Annotated in this window: 21 protein-coding genes, 1 pseudogene and 1 riboswitch; of the genes and pseudogenes, 12 read left to right on the top strand and 10 right to left on the bottom strand. The window is 41.2% G+C overall.

Features of this window, described 5'->3' with window-relative positions; genetic code table 11:
- The first annotated feature begins 22 nt into the window (after positions 1–22).
- The gene (locus QZ407_RS09185) at positions 23–631 is read left to right on the top strand and encodes an HAD family phosphatase (RefSeq protein ID WP_295770047.1); all 609 of its coding nucleotides are present in this window, start codon (positions 23–25) and stop codon (positions 629–631) included.
- A 1-nt stretch (position 632) separates the two neighbouring features.
- Here QZ407_RS09185 and QZ407_RS09180 read toward each other — a convergent pair whose 3' ends face one another.
- From QZ407_RS09180 to metH, 4 genes and pseudogenes are all read right to left on the bottom strand, one after another.
- Positions 633–1,859, bottom strand: coding sequence for a hypothetical protein (locus tag QZ407_RS09180; RefSeq protein ID WP_295770044.1), 1,227 nt, complete (start codon positions 1,857–1,859; stop codon positions 633–635).
- Between the two features lie 65 nt (positions 1,860–1,924).
- Positions 1,925–2,881 (bottom strand): methylenetetrahydrofolate reductase [NAD(P)H], encoded by a 957-nt coding sequence (gene metF / locus QZ407_RS09175; RefSeq protein WP_295770041.1) that lies wholly within the window; start codon positions 2,879–2,881, stop codon positions 1,925–1,927.
- A gap of 21 nt (positions 2,882–2,902) precedes the next feature.
- Positions 2,903–3,156: pseudogene (locus QZ407_RS09170) on the bottom strand (four helix bundle protein).
- Positions 3,157–3,295: 139 nt separating this feature from the next.
- Complete coding sequence (gene metH / locus QZ407_RS09165) at positions 3,296–6,970, bottom strand: methionine synthase (protein WP_295770037.1); 3,675 nt, start codon at positions 6,968–6,970, stop codon at positions 3,296–3,298.
- Positions 6,971–7,123: 153 nt separating this feature from the next.
- A riboswitch (SAM riboswitch) is annotated at positions 7,124–7,238 on the bottom strand.
- A 208-nt stretch (positions 7,239–7,446) separates the two neighbouring features.
- Between metH and QZ407_RS09160 the strand changes: the two genes are divergently transcribed.
- The 4 genes from QZ407_RS09160 to QZ407_RS09145 all read left to right on the top strand — a co-directional run bounded on the left by QZ407_RS09160 (position 7,447) and on the right by QZ407_RS09145 (position 10,439).
- Complete coding sequence (locus QZ407_RS09160) at positions 7,447–8,322, top strand: YicC/YloC family endoribonuclease (RefSeq protein WP_295770035.1); 876 nt, start codon at positions 7,447–7,449, stop codon at positions 8,320–8,322.
- Positions 8,323–8,405: 83 nt separating this feature from the next.
- Positions 8,406–8,975 (top strand): guanylate kinase, encoded by a 570-nt coding sequence (gmk, locus tag QZ407_RS09155; protein WP_295770033.1) that lies wholly within the window; start codon positions 8,406–8,408, stop codon positions 8,973–8,975.
- A gap of 69 nt (positions 8,976–9,044) precedes the next feature.
- Positions 9,045–9,617, top strand: coding sequence for a nicotinate (nicotinamide) nucleotide adenylyltransferase (nadD, locus tag QZ407_RS09150; protein WP_295770030.1), 573 nt, complete (start codon positions 9,045–9,047; stop codon positions 9,615–9,617).
- A 222-nt stretch (positions 9,618–9,839) separates the two neighbouring features.
- Positions 9,840–10,439, top strand: a complete 600-nt coding sequence (locus tag QZ407_RS09145; RefSeq protein ID WP_295770028.1) for a tRNA-(ms[2]io[6]A)-hydroxylase — start codon at positions 9,840–9,842, stop codon at positions 10,437–10,439.
- A 14-nt stretch (positions 10,440–10,453) separates the two neighbouring features.
- Here the strand turns inward: QZ407_RS09145 and QZ407_RS09140 are convergent, their stop codons facing one another.
- On the bottom strand, positions 10,454–12,073 hold the full coding sequence (locus tag QZ407_RS09140; protein WP_295770025.1) for an FAD-dependent monooxygenase: 1,620 nt from the start codon (positions 12,071–12,073) through the stop codon (positions 10,454–10,456).
- Between the two features lie 68 nt (positions 12,074–12,141).
- Complete coding sequence (locus QZ407_RS09135; RefSeq protein ID WP_295770022.1) at positions 12,142–12,852, bottom strand: SAM-dependent methyltransferase; 711 nt, start codon at positions 12,850–12,852, stop codon at positions 12,142–12,144.
- Between the two features lie 159 nt (positions 12,853–13,011).
- Between QZ407_RS09135 and QZ407_RS09130 the strand changes: the two genes are divergently transcribed.
- Positions 13,012–14,133, top strand: a complete 1,122-nt coding sequence (locus QZ407_RS09130; RefSeq protein ID WP_295770021.1) for an acyltransferase — start codon at positions 13,012–13,014, stop codon at positions 14,131–14,133.
- Positions 14,134–14,230: 97 nt separating this feature from the next.
- On the opposite strand, the gene QZ407_RS09125 is transcribed toward QZ407_RS09130, so the two are convergent.
- The 3 genes from QZ407_RS09125 to QZ407_RS09115 form a co-directional block, all read right to left on the bottom strand.
- Positions 14,231–15,484, bottom strand: a complete 1,254-nt coding sequence (locus QZ407_RS09125; RefSeq protein WP_295770018.1) for an aminotransferase class I/II-fold pyridoxal phosphate-dependent enzyme — start codon at positions 15,482–15,484, stop codon at positions 14,231–14,233.
- A 154-nt stretch (positions 15,485–15,638) separates the two neighbouring features.
- Entirely contained in the window at positions 15,639–16,376 is a 738-nt protein-coding gene (locus QZ407_RS09120; protein ID WP_295770015.1) for an acyl-CoA desaturase, read from the bottom strand.
- A 159-nt stretch (positions 16,377–16,535) separates the two neighbouring features.
- A complete protein-coding gene (locus tag QZ407_RS09115) occupies positions 16,536–17,576 on the bottom strand; it encodes an LLM class flavin-dependent oxidoreductase (RefSeq protein ID WP_295770012.1) in 1,041 nt (346 codons plus the stop codon).
- A 283-nt stretch (positions 17,577–17,859) separates the two neighbouring features.
- Between QZ407_RS09115 and QZ407_RS09110 the strand changes: the two genes are divergently transcribed.
- Both QZ407_RS09110 and QZ407_RS09105 read left to right on the top strand, forming a co-directional pair.
- Positions 17,860–18,981, top strand: a complete 1,122-nt coding sequence (locus QZ407_RS09110) for an ATP-binding protein (RefSeq protein ID WP_295770009.1) — start codon at positions 17,860–17,862, stop codon at positions 18,979–18,981.
- A complete protein-coding gene (locus tag QZ407_RS09105) occupies positions 18,953–19,426 on the top strand; it encodes a response regulator (RefSeq protein ID WP_295770006.1) in 474 nt (157 codons plus the stop codon). Before QZ407_RS09110 ends, QZ407_RS09105 begins: the two co-directional genes overlap by 29 nt.
- A gap of 45 nt (positions 19,427–19,471) precedes the next feature.
- Here QZ407_RS09105 and QZ407_RS09100 read toward each other — a convergent pair whose 3' ends face one another.
- The gene (locus QZ407_RS09100) at positions 19,472–20,131 is read right to left on the bottom strand and encodes a hypothetical protein (protein WP_295770004.1); all 660 of its coding nucleotides are present in this window, start codon (positions 20,129–20,131) and stop codon (positions 19,472–19,474) included.
- A gap of 195 nt (positions 20,132–20,326) precedes the next feature.
- Here QZ407_RS09100 and rplM point away from each other — a divergent pair, with 195 nt between their 5' ends.
- The 4 genes from rplM (at position 20,327) to tsf (ending at position 23,043) form a co-directional block, all read left to right on the top strand.
- Positions 20,327–20,770 carry a 50S ribosomal protein L13 gene (rplM, locus tag QZ407_RS09095; protein WP_295770001.1) on the top strand — a complete coding sequence of 148 codons (444 nt, stop codon included), beginning with the start codon at positions 20,327–20,329 and terminating at the stop codon, positions 20,768–20,770.
- A gap of 19 nt (positions 20,771–20,789) precedes the next feature.
- Positions 20,790–21,176 (top strand): 30S ribosomal protein S9, encoded by a 387-nt coding sequence (rpsI, locus tag QZ407_RS09090; RefSeq protein ID WP_157542416.1) that lies wholly within the window; start codon positions 20,790–20,792, stop codon positions 21,174–21,176.
- A gap of 21 nt (positions 21,177–21,197) precedes the next feature.
- Positions 21,198–22,043 (top strand): 30S ribosomal protein S2, encoded by an 846-nt coding sequence (rpsB, locus tag QZ407_RS09085; protein WP_295769998.1) that lies wholly within the window; start codon positions 21,198–21,200, stop codon positions 22,041–22,043.
- A 148-nt stretch (positions 22,044–22,191) separates the two neighbouring features.
- Positions 22,192–23,043: a translation elongation factor Ts gene (gene tsf / locus QZ407_RS09080; protein WP_295769995.1), complete on the top strand. Its 852-nt coding sequence runs from the start codon at positions 22,192–22,194 to the stop codon at positions 23,041–23,043.

Here is a 23,043-nt window from a genome sequence, read left to right as displayed (position 1 = left end):
AGTGGCGCCGCATTTTTTACCTATGGCTATAAATACAATTATATTTGATTTGGGAGCAGTATTAATTGATTGGCACCCACACCACCTTTACAATAAAATTTTTACTGATAGCGCACAGCGCGATTGGTTCTTAGAAAACATTTGCACTAACGACTGGAACGAGGAGCAAGACGGTGGCCGCACCCTGGCCGAGGGTACTGAATTACTGGTTAAACAACACCCCGAGCATGAGGTTAACATACGCGCTTACTACGGCCGTTGGGCCGAAATGCTTAACGGACCAATTACAGGTACAGTAGAAATTTTCAAAGCATTAAAAGACAGCGGGAACTACAAAATATATGCGCTGAGTAACTGGTCGGCCGAAACCATGGAAATTGCTTTCAGTCAGTTTGAGTTTCTTGACTGGTTTGACGGTATGGTAGTTTCGGGTATTGAGAAAATGCGCAAGCCCGAGCCAGCATTTTACCAGTTGTTATTAAACCGATACAACGTTGAACCCGGGCAGGCACTTTTTATTGATGATAATATGCGTAATATTATTGCCGCAAAAAAACTGGGCATTAACAGCATACATTTTACCACAGCTACAGAATTAGCCCAAGAGCTGAAGATGCAGAATATACTTTAAGTTACTTACCCAAACGGTAATTAACACTCAAGCCATAAAGGGTACTTCCCAAATCAAATGCAACGTAATTGGTAAAGGGCGCACGTCTGATGTATGTTGCGCTTATATCTAATTTTTTGTTAAGAATAACGCCTGCCTTTAATGGTGTGGTTACATAGTAATTCGTCAACGAATAGTAACTTTCTTCGGCAAGCTGAATGTTGGTTGCAGCTGTTCTCAGCTCATCATTAGCATAAGCAGCAAGGTTAACACTTGCCCCTACGCCTAAGTAAAATTTAAATTTATCTGAGTTGTAGATGTTGTAAAGTACTTGCGGACCTATGCTGGCTGAATACTGGTTAAATTTATAAGTATAGAAGTCATTGTACCTGTTTGCACTACTGAAGGAAGCGTTAAGGTATGCCAGCGTAAGCTCCATACGTAAAACAATCTTTTGCGTGTACTTATTAGTATAAAAGTCAAATCCTGCAGCAACACGTGGCACATAGCTTACAGATTGTTTACCATCAAACACGTTTTGGCCTTCAAAACTTGTAACAGTTCGGTTTAGCATCAAGCCAACATAAAAGTCAGAACCAATAGTACCAGATTGCTCTTTGCTCTTATCATTATTGATACTTTTTACAATCCGTAATATATCAGATTCGTTAAATTTAGAACGCTCAATTTGTATTTGTGCATTTTTGAACTCGGGATTGTACTTGCCTGCCAAATTAAAAAGCTGCTGGCCATAAGGCGCAAAGGTTGATATTTGTTGAGTTTGAGCATAATACTGATGATATTTAAGCTCTGCAGGCTGCTGTGCATTCTCTTGCACAAAGTATCTTATCTTTTTACTGTCCCGGTGTGAATACAAGCTTAACGGACTTCCCTGATAAAGCAATTGAAGAAAAATGGTATCTCTAACCGTAGTAGTATCCAGTTGGCTTGGCAGGTTTGGAAACACGTTATCGTCAGCGCTGATGTTTCCGGTATAACTTACATACTTATCCATGTTTGTTATACCAAAGGAACTTATTTGAGCAGGTTCATATTTAGTTGCCTGTTTTTCGGCAACATTATTTTTAAACTCAATTACCTCAGGCAAAAGTTCCCATTCGCGGTAATTGATATAACCCTTAAGCGTATCGCCATTAAGTTTAACAATATAAGCAGGCTTAAAATTAGATTGAGCAAGTAAGCTCAAAGGACAAAGAGCCGCAATAAGCAGCAGGCGTAGAAATTTCATGATAAAGGAAAAGGTTATCTTTAATATTTCAAAGATAACCTTTTTGCAAACTTATAAAGCAGCGATTAAAAAATGGCCTGTGCTATGCGTTTGGTTGGCTCAGGATTACCCATGGTATAAAAATGTAATACCGGCACACCAAAATCAACCAGCTCTTTACACTGATTAATCATCCACTCAATACCAACTTCTTTTACCTCCTTGTCATTTTTACAATCATGTATGGCATCACATAAATCTTCCGGTATATCAATATGGAATATTTTGGGGAGGTTAATAAGCTGCTTTGCAGTGGTAATTGGCTTCAGGCCAGGAATGATAGGCACGTTAATTCCATTTTCGCGGCACTGATTTACAAATGCCTTAAACTTAGTGTTATCAAAAAACATTTGGGTAACAATGAAATTAGCACCACCGTCAACTTTTTGCCTTAAATATTTAAAGTCTGTTTTTAGGTTTGGAGCCTCAAAGTGCTTCTCAGGGTAGGCCGCTACGCCTATACAGAAATCAGTTTTGTATGAAGTATCCTGGTACTCATGCAGGTAAACACCATTATTCATATTAGTTACCTGTTCAAGCAGTTCGGTTGCATAGCAGTGTCCGCCGGGGGTTGGTATAAAACCCGAATCGGTTTTACGGGCATCACCGCGCAGCACTAGTACATTATCAATTCCTAAAAACTGTAAATCAATCAAGGCATATTCGGTCTCCTCTTTGGTAAAGCCGCCACAAATTAAGTGCGGAACGGTATCAACCTTGTACTTATGCTGAATTGCCGCACAAACAGCAACCGTACCCGGGCGTTTGCGGTAAGTTGCCTTTTGTATACTACCGTCGGCAGTTTCTTTGTAAAACAAATCCTCACGGGATGATGTCACGTCAATAAATGGCGGATTAAATTCCATCAACGGGTCAATGGCTTTATAAATACCATCCATGCTCTGCCCCTTTATTGGCGGTAGTAGTTCGAAAGAAAATAGTGTTTTGCCGTTAGCGTTGGCTATGTGGTCTGTAATCTTCATTTTAGTATCAAGTAGTTAGTATCAAGTAGCAAGAATTTTTTGAAGACCATAAATCATCTTTTGTATCTCTGTTATTTGAGTACATAGTATTTGTAATTTTTCTTTGGAAATATAATCGAATTCTTTTGCAATAATGATTGTGTTTCTAACTCAAATGAGGACCCTAAGGCGATACTTAAAAATTGGTGAAACTTTTTATTTGACTTGCGACCGCAACCTTCGGCTATGTTTGATGGGATTGATACGGCTGCACGTGTGATTTGCGAGATTACCATAACGTTCAGATGGTGGGAAATTAAGGGTCGAGGCAAATATGGATTTGCAAAGTTCAATCCATGCTTTCCATACTTTAAGTTCTTTAAAGTTATGCATCTCTTGTCTTGATACCTGATACTAAATACTTACTACTAACTATCAATAATTCAAATTAGGCCCTAACCATCGTTCAGCCGTTTCAACCGACATACTTTTGCGCTGTGCGTAATCCTCTATCTGGTCTTTGCCTATTTTACCTAAACCAAAATAACGGCTGTCGGGATGCGAAAAATAGAAGCCGCTTACAGACGCCGTTGGTAGCATGGCCATACTTTCGGTTAAATGAATATGCGCATTGTCTTCAGCTTTAAGTAAATCAAATAAGGTCACTTTCTCGGTATGTTCAGGACAAGCCGGATAACCAGGTGCCGGACGGATACCCTGATATTGTTCCTTAATCAAATCTTCATTGCTCAATTGTTCATCTTTAGCGTATCCCCAATATTCACGGCGTACTAACTCATGCATTTTTTCGGCAAAAGCTTCGGCAAGGCGGTCGGCAATGGCCTTGATCATGATGCTGTTATAATCGTCATGGTCGGCTTCATATTGGGCAACCAGTTCATCGCAGCCAATACCGGTAGTTACGGCAAAACCGCCAAAGTAGTCGGGTACGCTGCTTTCTTTAGGGGCAATAAAATCTGACAGAGCGTAGTAAGGCTCACCTTTGGCTTTTTCGGCTTGCTGGCGCAGGGTGTGTATTCGGGTAAGCAGTTGTGTCCGACTTTCATCAGCATACAACTCAATATCGTCTCCCACGCTATTAGCCGGCCAAAAACCAATTACGCCGTTAGCTTGCAAGAGGTTTTCGTTAATAACCTTGTTTAGCATGGCCTGCGCGTCGTCAAACAGTTTGGTAGCTTCTACACCAACGTTTTTATCAGTTAATATTTTTGGATAGCTGCCGCGTAATTCCCAAGTATGAAAAAACGGTGTCCAGTCAATATAAGGTACCAGCTCTTTTAATGGAAATGCCTCGAAAACCCTGGTGCCGGTAAACGATGGTTTACAGGCTACGGCTTCATCTAAATTTAGCTGAAACTTATTAGCTCGGGCATCTTGTAAAGACAAGAAACGCTTATCTGAACGTTTGTTCAAGTGTGCTTCGCGTGCTTTTTCGTATTCTGCTTTAATACCATTGATGTAATCATCGCGGTTATCCTTATTCATTAGGGTGCTGCAAACCGTTACACTGCGCGATGCATCTAGCACATGTATAGCAGGCCCTGAATAATTAGGTGCAATTTTTACTGCCGCATGTATACGAGAGGTAGTAGCTCCACCCACAATCAACGGAATAGTGAAGCCCTCACGCTCCATTTCCTTTGCAAAATGTACCATTTCATCTAATGATGGAGTGATAAGTCCGCTCAGGCCTATTATATCAACGTTTTGCTTTTTAGCTTCCTCAATTATTTTTTGCGCCGGAACCATCACCCCAAGATCGATAATCTCAAAGTTGTTACAGGCTAGCACTACACCAACTATATTTTTACCAATGTCGTGAACATCGCCTTTTACGGTGGCCATTAAAATTTTGCCGGCGCTCGAACGTTCATTTCCATTGGCGTTTTTTGCTTTTTCGGCCTCAATATAAGGCAGCAAATAAGCAACAGCCTTTTTCATTACCCGGGCCGATTTTACTACCTGTGGCAAAAACATCTTTCCGGCACCAAACAAATCACCCACAATGTTCATCCCATCCATTAGCGGGCCTTCAATTACTTCCAACGGGCGGGCGTACTGTTGCCTTGCCTCTTCCACATCGGCGTCAATATATTCTACAATACCTTTTACCAATGCGTGCGATAAGCGCTTTTGCACAGGCTCATTGCGCCAGGCTTCGTCTTTCACCAATGCTTTGCCTTTACTTTTTACAGTATCGGCATATTCAACCAAACGCTCGGTAGCATCTGGCCGGCGGTTAAGCAACACATCTTCTACCAGTTCCAGCAGTTCTTTGGGTATTTCCTCGTAAACCTCCAGCATACCTGCATTTACAATACCCATATCCATACCGGCCTTAATGGCGTGGTACAAAAATGCCGAGTGCATAGCCTCACGCACCACATTATTACCGCGGAAAGAGAACGATATGTTACTCACACCTCCGCTCACTTTGGCATGAGGCAGATTTTGTTTAATCCAACGGGTAGCTTCAATAAAGTCTACTGCATAGTTGTTGTGTTCTTCCAAACCGGTTGCCACGGTAAGGATATTAGGATCAAAAATAATATCTTCAGGCGGAAAGCCAATTTCATTAACCAGTATGTTATAGGAGCGTGAGCAGATTTCTACCCTGCGTTCATAATTATCAGCCTGGCCTTGCTCATCAAAAGCCATTACTACGGTGGCTGCACCATAGCTTAATATCTTACGCGCCTGCTCTTTAAACTTTCCTTCACCCTCTTTGAGTGATATAGAGTTGACAATGCCTTTGCCCTGCAAGCATTTTAAGCCCGCCTCAATCACCGACCATTTGGACGAATCAATCATGATAGGCAGCTTGGCAATATCAGGTTCGGAAGCCACGAGGTTTAAAAACTTTACCATTACCGCTTCCGAGTCAATCATACCCTCGTCCATGTTAATATCAATAACCTGGGCACCACCTTCAACCTGTTGGCGGGCAACGGTAAGGGCTTCCTCATAGTTTTCCGCCAATATGAGTTTCGAAAACTTAGGCGATCCGGTGATGTTGGTACGCTCACCCACGTTTACAAAATTGGTAAGCGGCGTAACGGTAACAGCTTCCAGGCCGCTAAGGCGCATGTAGGTTTCCACCTCAGCTTTTTTGCGTGGCTGATATTTGGCTGCACGTTCGGCAATACATTTAATATGATCGGGAGTGGTACCGCAGCAGCCGCCAACAATATTCACCAGCCCGGCCTGCATAAAATCATCAACCTGATGTGCCGTTTCATGCGGAGTTTCGTCATAAGCACCAAACTCGTTTGGCAAACCGGCATTGGGGTAAGCCGATATAAATACATTTGCCTTTTCAGAAAGTTCTTCTAAATAAGGCCGCATTTCGCGCGCTCCCAAGGCACAGTTCAAACCTACCGATAACAAGTTGGCATGGCGTACCGAATTCCAGAATGCCTCAACCGTTTGCCCGGAAAGGGTACGGCCCGATGCATCGGTAATGGTACCCGAAATCATGATAGGCAAATTTTTGCCGCTTTCTTCGGCGTAACGTTGTGCAGCAAAAAGGGCGGCTTTGGCGTTAAGCGTATCAAATATGGTTTCAATGAGTAACAGGTGTGAGCCTCCGTCAACCAAGCCGCGTATTTGCTCATAATAAGCTTCGGCCAGGTCGTCAAAAGTAACGGCTCGGTAACCCGGGTCATTTACATCAGGCGATAGTGAAGCCGTACGATTAGTTGGACCAACAGCACCGGCTACGTAACGGGGTTTATCAGGGTTGTTTTTGGTATAAACATCGGCAACTTCCCGGGCTAAACGTGCGCCCTCAAAGCTTAGTTCATAACCCAGCTCCTCCATATGATAATCGGCCAGTGATATACGCTGGGTGCTGAAAGTATTGGTTTCAATAATGTCGGCACCTGCATCAAGGTACTCGGCATGTATAGCTTTTATCACATCCGGGCGGGTGAGATTTAAAAGGTCATTATTGCCTTTCAAATCACTCGGGTGATTTTTAAAACGCTCTCCGCGAAAATCCTCTTCCGTTAACTGATAGCGCTGAATCATGGTTCCCATGGCGCCGTCAATAATCAATATGCGTTTTTGTAGTTGTTCTCTAATGTCCATTTGATAGTATCAAGTAGTTAGTATCAAGTATCAAGACAATGTCTCATACTAAACGACTTCAAATAACAAGCATCAAACTCTTGATACTAATTACCTGATACCTGATACTAAAACAGCTTATATCGAAAAGTCGGCGTATTGGATTTAGACTTTCGCTTATCCGTCTTAAAACCTTATGGCTAGCGGTTTTAAGTAGAATGTAGCACCTTGTAAGCACAGGTTGCTAAGACTTCGCAGGGTCCAGTCCCTCCATCTTTCTCTATAAGCGGTACAAATTTGCAAAATAACGCTGTGAAATACAATACCGTTTTGTATAATCAGCGCTGATATTTCACACCAATTTAATGTCTGATACCAGCATGCCCCAAGCTTATGAAGTGTTCAAGGGTTTACCAAAAGCACCTGACTGATAGCACATTCACGCATCTCGCGTCAATCATCCCTTATCAATTCACATAAAAACCCTATCTTTGCACATGATAAAATCAATGACAGGGTACGGAATTGCCTCTCACGACTCTGGGAGCACCAAGTACACCGTTGAGATCAAATCCCTTAACAGCAAGTTTCTCGAGCTTTCGCTGCGTATACCAAAAGCTTTTTCTGAAAAAGAGTTTCAGCTTCGCACAGAGTGCAACAAGCAAATTGAGCGTGGCAAAGTTAACCTTAGCATTAACGTTGAACAAAGCGGCTCAACAGTGAAAGCTGCCGGCATTGACGCTAATTTGCTGAAACACTATTACCAACAACTTAAAGCTGTTAGTGCAGAGTTAGGTGAAGATAGCGGCAACCTTATGCAGTTGGCTTTAGGACTGCCCGAAGTTGTGAAATACACCGAAGACACCATAACCGATGAAGAATGGAAAATGGTTGAAGGAACCTTTAAGCAGGCTCTTGCTAACTTCCAACAATTCAGGCTTGATGAGGGCAACGTTTTACAACAGGAGGTTACCAACCGTATTGGCGTAATATTAAACAACCTTGAGCAGGTTGAGCTGGAAGACCCTAAACGCATACCTGCTATACGCGAACGCTTGAACCTGTTTTTGGCCGAAGCTGTAGGCGGTGAAAACGTTGACCATAACCGTTTTGAACAAGAGCTGATTTATTATATTGATAAGCTTGACGTTACCGAAGAAAAAGTACGCCTTAAAACCCACTGCCAGTATTTTTTAGAAACACTGGAAAGCCCTGACGCCAATGGCAAAAAGCTTGGCTTTATATCACAGGAAATAGGCCGCGAAATAAATACCCTTGGCTCAAAAGCCAATGATGCCAACATGCAAAAACTGGTAGTAGGCATGAAGGAAGAACTTGAAAAAATTAAAGAACAATTATTGAACGTATTATAGTTGAATGGCGAATGGTGAATAATGCAATTGGGTAGCAACCAACAAGCATAATTTATAATCGCCTTTACAACACTTGCTAAGCCATGGGTAAACTGCTTATTTTCTCAGCACCGTCAGGAGCCGGTAAAACTACAATTGTACACCACCTGCTAACCAAATTTCCCGAACTTGAATTTTCAATTTCGGCTACCACGCGTGAGCGCCGTGGCGATGAGGTTGACGCGCAGGATTATTATTTTATAAGCAAAGAAGAATTTTTGCACCGTATTGCCAAAAAGCAGTTTGTTGAATTTGAAGAAGTGTACTCGGGAACATTTTACGGCACGCTTCGCCAGGAAATAGAGCGCATATGGGAAACCGGCAAAACCGTAATTTTTGATATTGACGTAGAGGGTGGTTTACACTTAAAACGAAAATATCAGGAACAAGCCCTTGCAATATTCGTTCAACCCCCATCTTTAGAGGTTTTGAAGCAACGGTTAACCGGCCGCGGTACTGATAGTGAAGAAAAGCTCAAAGAACGCTTCGCAAAAGCTGAAAAAGAGTTGAATTACGCACCGAAATTTGATATTATTCTTAAAAATTTCGATTTAGCTACTGCATGTAATGAGGCTGAGCAGTTAGTTAGTAATTTTTTAAACGATAAGGCGTAATTTTTATGTCATCTGAGCAAATTCATGCAAATTATTATTAATTTGACATGAATTTAAAGCTAAACTGATATGAAGATAGGATTACTGTTTGGGTCGTTTAACCCCATTCATATCGGGCATTTAATTATTGCCAACTACATGGCTCACTACACCGATCTGGATAAGGTTTGGTTAGTTGTAACGCCTCAAAACCCCTTTAAAAAGTACGGGGGACTAATAAATACTTACGACCGTTTGGAAATGGCTCGTTTAGCTACCGATTATGCCGATAAACTGGATGTTAGCGACGTTGAGCTCAAACTGCCGCAACCCTCTTACACCATTGATACTTTAACACACTTAAAGGAGCAATATCCTCAACATGAGTTTGCCATTATTATGGGATCTGATAATTTAGCCAGTTTGCATAAATGGAAGAATTATAAACTCATTTTGCGTGATTATAAGGTATTTGTTTACCCAAGGCCGGGTTATGAAAATGCGGAGTTAGCCTCGCACCCATCGGTTACCATAACCATGACGCCACAAATGGAACTTTCTGCTACGTTTATTCGCCAGGCTATTGCCGACAAGAAAAACGTTCAGTTCTTTTTACCCGAAGAAGTATTGAAGTTCATCGAAAGTAAAAACTTATATCGTTAAATTGTAGCACCAATGTTTTAAGCGTAAACTGTTTTACGGCAAAATAATGTTATAAGTATCGGCTATGGCTAAGGCTATAATCTTATGCCGGGCTTATATATGATTCCCAGCCTTGCCTACATGTTTAATTTCGGATGAGGAATTTAGCTTGCTTACAAAGTCTGGTAACCGGTTCACATTGTTGCTATTGCCTCTTGGCATTAAACCCGTTATCTTTGTAAGGTGAGCGAAAAAACCATTTTAAAACTACAATTGCCTACTGATCCGCGCTGGGTTACCAACGTGGTTGAAAGCAACATTGAAGAAATTTTAACTGATCATGCCTTTTGTGAGCAAAAAGCAGCCAGCAATGCTATTACACTTATAGTGCAAAATCCTAACTTAAGTGATTTGGTGCAGGAGATGGCGTTACTGGTGCAGGAGGAAATGGATCATTTTAAACGCGTACATGATATTATTTTGGCCCGTGGCTATGTTTTAGGTCGCGAGCGTAAGGATGACTATGTGAATGAATTACTCAAATTCATGAAAAAAGGCGGCACGCGCGAAGAGCAATTAATAGACAGGCTGTTATTTGCTGCCATGATTGAAGCACGAAGCTGCGAGCGCTTCAAAGTACTATCTGAAAACATTAATGATCCAGAACTTGCTGCTTTTTATCATGAGTTGATGATAAGCGAAGCAACTCATTATACTACTTTTTTAAGACTGGCGCGCAAATACGCCGGCAAGATTGATGTTGAAACCCGCTGGAAAGACTACCTAGCCTACGAAGCGCAGGTTATACAAAACTACGGCAAACGCGAAACTATACACGGATAAATACTTATAGCGTGTTAGCTTACCCCTCCGCCTGTGTTGTTAGCTATACAACCCGCCACATTTTCGAGATAGTTTTTCATCATCTCTAAGTCCACAATATCATTTATAAGCCCGATATGCATATCCGGTCTCACTATTATGGTTTTATTTTGATGTTCTTTAATATCAAAGTAATCGTAAACGTGCTGGTTTTTTACAGATGTTGGCAGATGGAAAAAATTTAGCCAGCCATTGTAATTTTGAGTAATCCATTTTGCAAGGCTAAACAAATACAATTCTTGTAACGGCCCCATGGTAATTAGGGTAAAGCCCGGCTTGCTGCACCAAGCGTGCAAATCCGTTTCCTGCATTTTCTTTTCATCAAATATTTTCAGGAACGGCAACCTATCGCCGGCCTTTACTGTTTGCAGTTGGCTAAGGTGCAAACTTAATTCGCTATTCTGATAGCTTATACCAGTTTGTGATAATGTTTTGAACGCCTCGAATTTAAATTTCTCTCTTTTCCATACCCAGTTCATTAGTGCAGGTAATGCAAAGCGCTTAATTAATCTGGCAACTACCCCGCGCGACATTATAACTTTAAATGCCCTGTCAGTTGTTTTGAGCAAGCGCGATGCTACAGGCATACGTTCAGCAGCGTAAGAGTTAAGAACATCGGCCTTTAAATGCCCTTTAATAACCCCGGCAAGTTTCCAGGCCAGGTTATAAGCATCCTGTATTCCGGTATTCATTCCTTGCCCGCCAACAGGCGAATGAATGTGTGCAGCATCGCCAATTAAAAAGCAACGGCCAATTTTAAATTTATCGGCCATGCGATGGTGCAGGCCGTAAGTTGTAAACCAGCGACACTCCTTAATTACCAGCTGCTTCCGCAACTTTTCGCGCAGGGCCGGAAGCACATGATCTATTGTTAAATTATCTGTATTAATGAGCTTATCAGGCAAATTACCTACAATACGCCATGCACCCGTACCAGGCATCGGGAAGAATGCAGCAAAGCCCTGAGCGGTAAGGTACATGTTCATGTCATCACCACTGTTTTCAAGAACAACATCGGCAAGATAATATCTACTGTTATAAGTATCGCCGTTGAAGTGAACGTGTTGCCATCGGCGCACTGCACTATGTGCACCATCGGCACCTATTAAGTAATCGGCAACAATGCTGTACTCTTCAGTTTGGTTGGTGAGCCTTGCACTAACAACGCCGGTACCCTGCTGTAATGCTGTTAAAGTTGTGTTCCAGTAAACCGGGCAACTATTAAGGGTTAAGTAATCAAGCAATACACGTTCGTTTTTGTGCTGCTCGTAAATGTGTATGAATGGATACGGCGTTTGCCCCACTCCTGATTCCGCAACTTTGAATGTCCCTTTAGGCTTTCCCAAATAATGAAAGTTAAAGCCTTCTGCACGCTTGCCTCCTTTTAAAACAGCATCTACAATGCCCAGCTGACGATAAATTTCAAGTGAACGAGCCTGCACAGCAAGCGCTTTGGAGTATTGCGTTGGACCTTGCCTGCTATCAACTATTACCGGTTGAATTCCGTACCGCAATAGCTGCGCAGCCATCATCAATCCTGATGGCCCAGCGCCAATGATGAGTACTTTAACCGGACTTGGTGGTATAGGTGCCATACCCAAATATGATTAAAATAACCGGAAATTTTAACTTATAATCAACACCGACAGCAGGACAATAACTTTTACGGTTTGTAAAGAAGAAATATTGCTGGCTTTTTATGCAAATCGGGCAACTGATTTTTCCACTGGCCAACAGTTTTGGTTGCTATAAATTCATCGGCCGCGGTAACGTTACATGCAATACATAGCCGACTTGATGCCTTACAAGATTTAATTACTTCTTCGAGCAACTGGTTGTTGCGGAATGGCGTTTCTATAAAAAGCTGGGTTTGATTAAATCGCTCGGCCTGTAACTCAATTTCTTTAATGCGTTTACTGCGCTGTACTTTATCAATAGGCAAATAACCATGAAACGTAAAGCTTTGCCCGTTAAAGCCTGAGGCCATAAGCGCAAGCAGTATTGAGCTTGGCCCTACCAATGGCACAACTTTAATACCACGCCGGTGTGCCTCAGCTACAATGTTAGCCCCTGGATCGGCCACTCCCGGGCAACCCGCTTCGCTCATCAGCCCGGCATCTTTACCAGCAAGTAACCCACTCAAAAATTCCTTTAAGTCCGTATCACGATTGTGCTTACCGTAATCATGAATTATAAGTTCGCTTTGAGGTATGGTAAGGCCGGCTTGCTTAAGAAATTTACGTGCGGTTTTCTCGTTCTCAACTATGTACTCATTAATTTGATTAATGGTTTGAACAAGATATGGCGTATTTGAACGTACCGCTGCATCGTCAGCAAGCGGAACAGGTATCAGATATAGAGTTCCGGTGGGCATATTGCAAAAGTGGGCTTTTATTTTAATGATTGCTCAAATAATTAATATTACATAGGCAATGACTTCTTTAAAACATTAGAATTTTAATATTATCAGACGATATTATTTAACAATCAAGAAATAAGGCAAAAGGTTATTATATTTATAAAAATTTAATTAATGACTTCTACAGAAGTAAATAACGACTTAAATATAACTACTGAAAGACCGCCTTTTTTTGCAGAGGTTGATGAACTCCCACCATTTTTGAAGCAAAAGTATGTTCCCTCACTTGACGGTTTCAGAGCTTTCTCAATTATACTGGTTTTAATTGCGCACATATCATACAACTATAATAATGATACGCTAGCCAAGTACGGCACTTTCGGTGTAAATGTATTTTTTGTTATAAGCGGCTTTTTAATCACCTCGTTACTTATAAAGGAAAAGGTAACTTACAAAAGCGTTTCATTAAGAAATTTTTACATCCGCCGTTTTTTAAGAATTTTACCTGTAGCCTATTTATTTTTGGCTGTACTCTTTGCATTAAATTTTATTTTCAAATTAAATTTAAGTGCAGCAAGCTTTTTGAGGCCACTTTTCTTTGTGGAAAATTTTGGAGATCACTCAACCTATACGTTGGCAGGTCACTTTTGGAGCTTAAGTGTAGAAGAGCAATTTTATCTTATTTTTCCATTTTTGATTGCCCGAAGTCTTAAAAACTACATTATAACGGCTATTGCCTTAATACCCGGCATATTGGTAATAACGTATGTATACTTCCACTTACACACTCAATTATTACTTGTAGATTTTGTATTAAACGTTATTTACCACTTATTAGGTAACGGCATAAGTATCATACTTATTGGGAGTTTGGCCGCCATATTTTTGTGTAAGTATGAGCATTTGTTCATTTTGAAATCAAAGTATATTGCCTTGTTTCAAATTTTGCTGATGGCATTAAGCTTTTTCTTTTTTAACCACAGGTTATTCATGAATATAAATAGTACTATATCTGCTTTATTTATAGCATTAACTATTATTTATACTATTGTTAACAAAGATGGTTTTATATTTCAAATTCTGAACAATAAGTACGTTCGCTACCTAGGCACCTTATCCTATAGCATTTACATTTGGCAGGAGTTATTTACCTTTAAGCAGCCCTGGGCTAATTTGCCGTATGGCAATTCAGTAGTTTTAAACTTAATATTACTGGCAGTAACTGCAGTAGCATCGTATCACCTATACGAGAAATACTTCTTAAAACTTAAAGCGAGATTCAGTACAGTAAAGTGATTTTGTAAAATCGCCTATTTTAGTGGAAGGTTGTAAATTCATTAAAAAGAGCAGGTAGTAAAATATTATTGCATTTACTACCTGTCCTTAAAATTTCTTATATCAATAAGCTTAGCGCTTCCTTAATACGTGGTATCATACCCTGTATATCCTCAAGTGTTGATGTACCAACCGACGCACGGAACCATGCTACATCGTCACCTGTACCAAATGCCGAGAATGGAACCAATGCAACGCGTGCTGCTTTGATTAAATAAAAATTAATGTCTGCAGGGGTGCTTATAATATCACCTTCAGGTGTGGTTTTGCCTACATAATCAACCTTTATAGTCAAATATATTGCACCCATAGGTTGAATAGCATCAACAGCAAAGCCCTCGCTTTTCAATTGCTGGAAGCCGTTATATAAAGTATTTAAGCTGTCTTGAATTCGAGACTTAAACGTATCAAGATAGTTGTGCAACTGCTCGTCTGCCTGTATATACTTAGCTGCTGCAACCTGTTCGGCTTTAGGTGCCCAGGCGCCCATGTGCCCAACAATAGATTTCATTTTGGAAATTACGCTTTCAGGCCCAAAACCCCAGCCTACCCTTACTCCGGTTGCCGCCAAACATTTCGATAAGCCGTCTATGTAAACTACGTAATCTTTTAATTCGGGGCGCAATGTAACCGGGTCAAAGTGTTTTTTACCAAAGGTAAGCATAGCGTAAATCTGGTCGTACATAATGTACAGTGGCTTCTCACCTTCGGCGCGGGTGGCGTTCTCGGCAATAACCAGATCACATATTTCCTCCAAATCGGCCTTTTCAAACATGGTGCCGGTTGGGTTTTGTGGCGAGCATAGGCAAAGTAGCGTAGCTCCTTTAAGATGCGGAGCTAAATCGGCAGCTTTAGGTAAAAAGTTATTCTCGGGCGTAGTTGGTATCTGAACTTCTGATGCCCCCGTAATATGGCAATAGTGATTGTTATTCCATGATGGAGACGGATAGATCACTTTATCACCCGGATCAACCAGCGCTAAAAAAATAGAGTAGATAATAGGGCGTGAACCGCTTGATATCAGCACTTCATTAGCCGAAACCTGTATATTGTGGTGCTTAGCTAAAAATGCAGCTACCTGCTTGCGTAGGTCAAGTATACCATCGGCAGGCGGATAATTGGTTTGATTGTCTTGGTACGCTTCAATTATTCCATCACGCAGTTCATCAGGAATAGGATAAATAGCAGGATCAAAATCGCCGATGGTTAAGTTGGCTATTTGCTGTCCCTGGCGTTTAAGTTCATTTATTTCGTTACCTATTTTAATAATCTCAGAACCCTTTAGGGTTTGAGCCAATACCGATACGCTCATAGTAGTTTGTTAATGAGCCGCAAAGATAAGGCTTTAGATGCAAGAGCCAAGAAACAAGAGCCAAGAGATTCATCACAAAACTATGGGCACAAAAAAGTCGTTACTATGAACGACTTATATCTTGTTTCATGGCTCTCGCCTCTTGTTTCTTAAGTTACGCTGCTACCGGTTTTCTCAGCTTAATGATGCGCATCCAGTGCATCATTTTCATAACAGGGTAAACCGGGTCAATTTCAAACCAACGGGCACCAAAGTTAGGGCTGTTAGGGCGCTTATGGTGATTGTTTTGAAACAATTCGCCAAGCATCAAAAAGTCAAACGGTGTTGTATTTTTTGATTTATCGCCGTTATCAAAATTAGAGTAGCCGTACTTGTGACCGCACCAGTTTACAATAGCACCGTGTAAAGGCCCCATTATAAATTGCAACGGAAGTAAAAGCCACTGCCACCATGCTGTAGCAAATGCGGCGTAAAAAGCAGCGTATAATAAACCAAAGCCTATACGGGTTATCATGTGCGAGCCGTAGTAGTCAATAAGACGCCACTCTGGGTAATTACCTTTAAACTGAGCATCAGGTTCTTTTACACGTTTTTCGTAAAGCCTGAAACTAATGGCAGTACGGTACATCATTTGAAATACATCGGTAAAAAAGTGAGGCGAGTGCGGATCTTTTTCAGTATCACTGTAAGCATGGTGCTCACGGTGCATTATAGCATAAGCACGCGGATTTAAAAAAGATGAGCCTTGAGTTACGAACGTTAAGAAATGAAAAACACGTTCGGTAAATTTTGGTGTACTGTACATTTTATGAGCAGCATAGCGGTGCAGATAAAACGTTTGAAAGAACAAAGATAAGAACCAGTGGGCAACAAAAAAAATGACAATTATCACGATTATACAAGTGTGTGTTATAGTGTATTATATAAAATAATGCACCTTAAAATTGTTTGCGCAAAGGTAACATTAATAATTCAAGATGTTAGTAGTTTTCCACAATAAAAAACCGGCCTTACGCGGGGCCGGTCAGGAATATTTTAAACGCTGTAAATGTTAAATTATTGCATGAGCGGCATCTTGCTGTTGCTGGGGCAAACTAAATTGCTCGGCAAGTAATTCATATGATTTCAGCCTGTCGTTAAAGTCTTCGGCTATAGTAACAAGCATTACCTCATCAACATTATATGTGTCAGCCAACCTGGTGATAATGTCTTTCATTTGCGTAGGTGTGCCTGCTATTATACGCCTACGGTTCATGCGAATACGCTCCATATCCTGCGCGGTGTATTCAGCATCCTTTACATCATCATATGATAATGGGTTAATGCCTCCACCCTTTTCAAATTGCAAAAACCTATAATCCATCACAGCTTGGTGTTGCCTTATCTTCTCTTCATCCTCCGAGCAAAAGGCAAAAATTGCAACATTGGCTTCAGGCTGCGCTAAATCTATCGAAGGCTGAAAGCGGGCGCGATACATTTCAACAGCTTGCGCTCCACCTACGGGGTTTATGAAATGAGCAAATGAAAACCCCATCCCAAAATGAGCAGCAAATAAACTGCTTTGCCCGCTTGAGCTAAGCAACCACATACCAGGCACGGTATCAACCTGCGGAATAGCACGAATTTTTGCGGCTACCGGTCCTTCCTCTGCTGTGTCATGAAAATAATTTTGCAAATCAAGCAATTGTTCAACAAAATCCTGTTCGCTGAATTTATTTGATGGATTAAGTACAGACGCTGTAAGCCTGTCTGTACCGGGTGCCCTGCCCATACCCAGGTCAATACGGCCCGGATACATAGCTTCAAGCATTCTGAAGTTTTCAGACACCTTTAATGCGCTATGGTTAGGCAACATAATACCGCCCGAGCCTAAACGTATATTTCGGGTTTGCGTACCTAAGTGGGCAATTAAAACTTCGGGGGTGGAACCGGCCAAACTACCGGTGTTATGATGTTCAGATACCCAAAAACGGGTATATCCTAATAAATCTGTCAGTTTAGCAAGTTCAACAGTCTCCTGCACTGAGCGTGCAGGTGTAACGCCCTTACGCACGGGCGACTGATCGAGCACGCTTAATCGTATACTTTTCATATAAGAACCTTTTTATACAAAGGTGAGGCAATTGCACTTACTAAACACCATACTTGCTATTTTATGGCGCAAGGGTTACAATTGAACATCAAATTGCGCTTCAACATAAATCAATCGATATTAATTTTAGAGAAACATTTAATTAACCAATCTATTAATAATCCATTAAATGAGTTTATTTTAATAACCATTTATAACAACAACTGCATTTTTCCCCTACATTCAACAAAACCGGTAACCCCTGCCTGTTTAATAATTATACCACCACCTTGTTTTTAGTAAGATGAATGAGAACGCGAAACACCTCCGCATACTCAACATGATAGAGGAAATTGAAGACTACGCAATAATTGTACTTGACAGTAACGGCAACATTGAAAACTGGAACAAAGGTGCGCAGCGCATTAAAGGCTATAATCCCAATGAAGTAATAGGCCAACATTTCCGCATGTTTTATACAGATGCCGATAAAGCCATTAAAAAACCCGAAACCCTCATAAACCTGGCCCGCACTAAAGGCCGTTCCATTGATGAAGGGTGGCGGGTGCGTAAAGATGGCACCCGATTTTGGGGAAGTATTACCATAACGGCCATACATGATAACGAACGAAATGTAATTGGCTACACCAAAGTAACCCGCGATTTAACGGATAAAATGACGGCTGCCGAAGCGGCAAGCCTGCACCTGGCACAACTGCAGGTTCAAAACCAGGAACTGGAACAGTTTGTGTACATAGCCTCGCATGATTTACAGGAACCGTTGCTTACAATAAGCAATTTTATTGACATGCTGAAGGTTGATTATGGGCACGCCCTGCAGGATGACGATGCACAGCTTTACATGGGCTTTATTGAAGATGCCGCATCGCGCATGCGCAATCTCATTAAAGATTTGCTTGATTATTCGAGGCTGGGTAAAACCAAACAAACCGAACAAGTTGATGTGAATGAGCTGCTGCAGCATATAATAAGTGATTTAGATACCCGCATTGCTGCCACACAAACGAAAATTATATTTAACAACCTACCTGTGGTTACCGGCTACCGTACCGAGTTACGACAGCTTTTTCAAAACTTAATAACCAATGCCATTAAGTTTTCAAAAAAAGACGAACCACCGGTTATAAAAATTACGGCAACCCCGAACAATGTTACCGGTTGGGAGTTTACCGTGCAAGACAATGGCATTGGCGTTGACGCCAAATACCACGAAAAGATATTCCTCATTTTTCAGCGGTTGCATAACCGCGATGAGTATCCGGGTAATGGTATTGGTTTAGCCAACTGCAAAAAAATTGTTAGCATGCACAACGGCAACATCAGCGTACAATCAGAAGAAGGTGCAGGAAGCAGATTTTATTTTACTTTAAATATAGATGGCCAGAAACGAAATGATGAAAATTAATGATTTGGGATGTGTGTTGCTGATTGATGATGACAGGCCAACAAACTTTCTGCACAAAAGGGTTATTGAAAAAGCCGGACTTGAAGTTGAGGTACAGGCGCTGACTTCAGCAGCCGAAGCACTTGACTTTTTAAAATGTTCAGGCAAATATGCCGATACAAATCATGTTAGCCGTCCAGGTATAATATTTTTAGACATCAACATGCCGGGCATGAACGGTTGGGAGTTTATGGAAGAGTACAGGCAACTATCGGCCAGCCAAAAAGCAAAAATAGTGGTAATAATGCTTACAACCTCTCTAAATGCCGATGACCGCGAGCGCGCCCTTAACGATGATCACATTGCTACCTTTTATCACAAGCCCCTACGTACCGAAATGGTAATGGAGCTGGTAAATAAGCACTTTGCGCTTGGAGAAAACGGAACCGTCCCCGAGCTTAACTAAAAAAGAAACGCCCCTGATTGTAAATTAAGGGGCGTTCTTTTCATGCTATTTGATTTTGTATTCCGTAATTTTTGACGAGGACATCACCGTTCCTCCTGAGGTGCTTTTAATTTCAATAATACCAACACCTTTGGCAACGTAAAACTCATAGGTCATAACAGTTGAAAAGCCCGATATATTATATTGAAGATCGAGCGAGGTATGTATCACATTGGCAAAGCTTTTACCATTAACTGTACGCTTTGAGTCTTTCTCCAATACCTTACCAATAATACGGGCAGGTATACCGTTCAGTTGTCCGTTATCTGTAATGTTGGCTGTCCAGGTTGAGCCAACTTCAAGGTTAGTTTTTAAATACTGAAGTTCAACCGTTATGCCGTTTATATAAGTGCTTGCGCGTTGGGCATAGCTTCCATCGCCTATATAGAAGTAACCGGTTTGGTTTCCAAAGTTTTGAGAAGCCTGTGTTACTTCAACATAAGTTTTGTTATTAAACACTTTGGTTTTCCCGGTAACTGTGAAAGTACTGGTTTCGGCAACACCGGCCGCAGTGCCCGAATACTTCCAGTATGAGCCTGCAGTTGCAGGTTGGTACGAGTCCGAACCCTTTACAGTTTCTTCTTCAGCGGCATCGCTTTCCTTTTTGCAAGAGTTAGCGGTAAATAACAAGGTTGTACAAAAAAGAACAAGTAAATATTTTTTCATGCAATAAGATTTTTGATTGCCTAAATATATAAATACAGCACTTGTTTCACAACCCGGCTTTATATCAAATAAACACGTGCTATTCCATCAACAATTTATTATAAACCACTTGTAAATTAAACATATACTCGTATCTTTGCAGTCCCGAAATTACGGGGTATAGTAAACTGTTTAATATAATTTAATTTAAAGCAAGTGAATACGTTAAGTTACAAAACTGTCTCAGCCAACAAAAAGACCGTTAACAAACAATGGGTTGTTGTTGACGCGGAAGGCGAGATTTTGGGGCGCTTGACCTCTAAGATTGCTGCAATCATCAGAGGAAAACACAAACCAGGCTTCACTCCAAACGTAGACTGTGGTGATAACGTTATTGTTATCAACGCAGACAAGGTAAAACTGACCGGAAACAAATTTGCCGCTAAGCAATACGTTTCTTACACTGGTTACCCAGGTGGTCAGCGTTTTATTTCTCCTAAGGAGTTAATGGCTAAATTCCCTGAGCGCGTTATTGAGAAAGCCGTTCGTGGTATGTTACCTAAAAATCGTTTGGGCCGTGCAATTTATGGCAACCTGCATGTATATGCCGGTGCAGAGCATCCTCATGCCGCACAAAACCCAACAACCATTAACTTTTAATTTTTAAGGAGAAAAACAAATGCCAACAACTAACACTTCAGGCAGAAGAAAAACAGCTGTTGCCCGCGTTTACTTAAACGAAGGTGCCGGCGCCCTTACCGTTAACGGTAAAGATTACAAAGAATACTTCCCTACTTTACCTTTACAATACGTTGCAACTCAATCGTTATTAGTATCTGGTAGCGAAGGTAAATTTGACATTATTGCAAACGTTGCAGGCGGTGGTGTAAAAGGACAGGCAGAAGCCGTTCGTTTAGCTATTGCTAAAGCTATTGTTGAACTTGATGCTGAAAAGAAACCAGCATTGCGTGCTAAAGGTTTAATGACCCGTGATGACCGTATGGTTGAGCGTAAAAAACCAGGACGCCGCAAAGCTCGTAGAAGATTCCAATTCAGTAAACGTTAATTTTTTAAGGAGGACACAACAATGGCAAGAACAACATATCAGGATTTACTGGATGCAGGTGTACACTTTGGTCACCTTACCCGCAAATGGGATCCGAAAATGGCTCAGTACATTTTCATGGAGCGCAACGGTATCCACATTATCGATTTAAATAAAACCTTAACTAAGGTTGAAGAAGCTGCTTCAGCTATAAAACAAATTGTAAAATCAGGCCGTAAAGTATTATTTGTTGCTACTAAAAAGCAAGCAAAAGATATCGTGGCTGATTACGCAAAATCTGTAAACATGCCTTACGTAACCGAGCGTTGGTTAGGTGGTATGTTAACTAACTTTGCTACCGTACGCAAGTCAATCAAAAAAATGTCAAACATTGATAAATTGACTAAAGACGGTACTTACAGCAATCTTTCTAAAAAAGAGCGTTTGATGATTCAGCGTGAGCGTGTAAAACTGGAAAGCTTATTAGGTGGTATATCTGACCTTAACCGCTTACCGGCTGCGCTTTTCCTTATCGACGTTAAAAAAGAGCACATTGCAGTATCTGAGGCATTAAAGTTAAACATCCCAACCTTTGCAATGGTTGATACTAACTCTGATCCTTCAAACATCGACTTCCCTATCCCGGCTAACGATGACGCTACTAAATCAATCTCTTTGGTTACAGGTGTTATCATTCAGGCTATTCAGGAAGGTTTAGATGAGCGTAAACGCGAGAAAGATGACGAAGCGGAAAAAGAAGGTGCAGCTGCTAAAGCGAAAGCTGATGGTGGCGACGCTGAAGGCGGTCGTAAAAGAAGAGGCGCGGTAACTGCCGAGGCTGAAACTGAAGCTCCTGCTGCTGAAGCTGCTGAATCTACAGAAGAGTAATATTATTTGTTGCGAGTTGCCGGTTGTGGGCTGCGTGTACTTGGTGCAACAGTTTACAATTGGCAACTTTCAATTTAACAATAAATCATTCATCTTTGCTGTGAACATCCTATTAAAGGTAAATCACAACAGATAACAAACAAAAACAATGTCTACAGTACAAATTTCTGCATCAGACGTAAATAAACTGCGCCAACAAACAGGTGCCGGTATGATGGACTGCAAAAAAGCTTTAACCGAAACTAATGGTGACTTTGAAGCAGCTATTGACTATTTAAGAAAAAAAGGCGCTAAAGTAGCTGCAAGCCGTCAAGACAGAGAATCAAACGAAGGTGTGGTTATTGCACGCACTTCAGAAGATGGCAAAAAAGGTGTAATTGTTGAGCTTAACTGCGAAACCGACTTCGTAGCTAAAAATGCTGAATTTATTGCATTTGCTAACGCTATTGCTAACGAGGCTGTACAAAACCTTCCTGCTGACGTTGACGGAGTTAACGCTTTGGAAATTGATACCGAAACCGGTCGTACTACTATTGGTGAGGCTATCACTGCCATGACTGGTAAAATCGGCGAAAAAATCGGTGTATCAAAATATGCTGTTTTAGAAGGCGAAAAAATTGTAGCTTACATTCACGGTAACTTCCGTTTAGGTGTATTGGTTGGCTTAAACGCTAACCCTGCAGGTGCTGAAGAAGCTGGTAAAGACGTAGCTATGCAAATTGCTGCAATGAACCCTGTTGCTTTAGATAAAGACGGTGTTGATGCTACTACTATTGAGCGTGAATTAGCTATTGCTAAAGAGCAAATTCGTGCTGAAGGTAAACCGGAAGAAATGGTAGAAAAAATTGCTGCCGGTAAACTAAACAAATTCTACAAAGACTCTACCCTGGTAAACCAGGAGTTTGTGAAAGACTCTTCTAAGAGTGTTGCTCAATTCCTTACCGGTGTTGATAAAGACTTAAAGGTAACTGCTTTCAAGCGAGTTGCTTTAGGAGCTTAA

The sequence above is a fragment of the uncultured Mucilaginibacter sp. genome (genome assembly GCF_913773635.1).
Classification (GTDB): domain Bacteria; phylum Bacteroidota; class Bacteroidia; order Sphingobacteriales; family Sphingobacteriaceae; genus Mucilaginibacter.
The sequence above is the reverse complement of the archived record's forward strand: the minus strand, read 5'-3'. Positions and strand labels throughout refer to the sequence as shown.

Excerpts from the sequence above, each read along its gene's own strand:
- QZ407_RS09185 (WP_295770047.1), top strand. The coding sequence starts at position 23 with ATGGCTATAAATACAATTATATTTGATTTGGGAGCAGTATTAATTGAT.
- QZ407_RS09180 (WP_295770044.1), bottom strand. The coding sequence starts at position 1,859 with ATGAAATTTCTACGCCTGCTGCTTATTGCGGCTCTTTGTCCTTTGAGC.
- metF (WP_295770041.1), bottom strand. The coding sequence starts at position 2,881 with ATGAAGATTACAGACCACATAGCCAACGCTAACGGCAAAACACTATTT.
- metH (WP_295770037.1), bottom strand. The coding sequence starts at position 6,970 with ATGGACATTAGAGAACAACTACAAAAACGCATATTGATTATTGACGGC.
- QZ407_RS09160 (WP_295770035.1), top strand. The coding sequence starts at position 7,447 with ATGATAAAATCAATGACAGGGTACGGAATTGCCTCTCACGACTCTGGG.
- gmk (WP_295770033.1), top strand. The coding sequence starts at position 8,406 with ATGGGTAAACTGCTTATTTTCTCAGCACCGTCAGGAGCCGGTAAAACT.
- nadD (WP_295770030.1), top strand. The coding sequence starts at position 9,045 with ATGAAGATAGGATTACTGTTTGGGTCGTTTAACCCCATTCATATCGGG.
- QZ407_RS09140 (WP_295770025.1), bottom strand. The coding sequence starts at position 12,073 with ATGGCACCTATACCACCAAGTCCGGTTAAAGTACTCATCATTGGCGCT.
- QZ407_RS09135 (WP_295770022.1), bottom strand. The coding sequence starts at position 12,852 with ATGCCCACCGGAACTCTATATCTGATACCTGTTCCGCTTGCTGACGAT.
- QZ407_RS09130 (WP_295770021.1), top strand. The coding sequence starts at position 13,012 with ATGACTTCTACAGAAGTAAATAACGACTTAAATATAACTACTGAAAGA.
- QZ407_RS09125 (WP_295770018.1), bottom strand. The coding sequence starts at position 15,484 with ATGAGCGTATCGGTATTGGCTCAAACCCTAAAGGGTTCTGAGATTATT.
- QZ407_RS09115 (WP_295770012.1), bottom strand. The coding sequence starts at position 17,576 with ATGAAAAGTATACGATTAAGCGTGCTCGATCAGTCGCCCGTGCGTAAG.
- QZ407_RS09110 (WP_295770009.1), top strand. The coding sequence starts at position 17,860 with ATGAATGAGAACGCGAAACACCTCCGCATACTCAACATGATAGAGGAA.
- QZ407_RS09105 (WP_295770006.1), top strand. The coding sequence starts at position 18,953 with ATGGCCAGAAACGAAATGATGAAAATTAATGATTTGGGATGTGTGTTG.
- QZ407_RS09100 (WP_295770004.1), bottom strand. The coding sequence starts at position 20,131 with ATGAAAAAATATTTACTTGTTCTTTTTTGTACAACCTTGTTATTTACC.
- rpsI (WP_157542416.1), top strand. The coding sequence starts at position 20,790 with ATGCCAACAACTAACACTTCAGGCAGAAGAAAAACAGCTGTTGCCCGC.
- rpsB (WP_295769998.1), top strand. The coding sequence starts at position 21,198 with ATGGCAAGAACAACATATCAGGATTTACTGGATGCAGGTGTACACTTT.
- tsf (WP_295769995.1), top strand. The coding sequence starts at position 22,192 with ATGTCTACAGTACAAATTTCTGCATCAGACGTAAATAAACTGCGCCAA.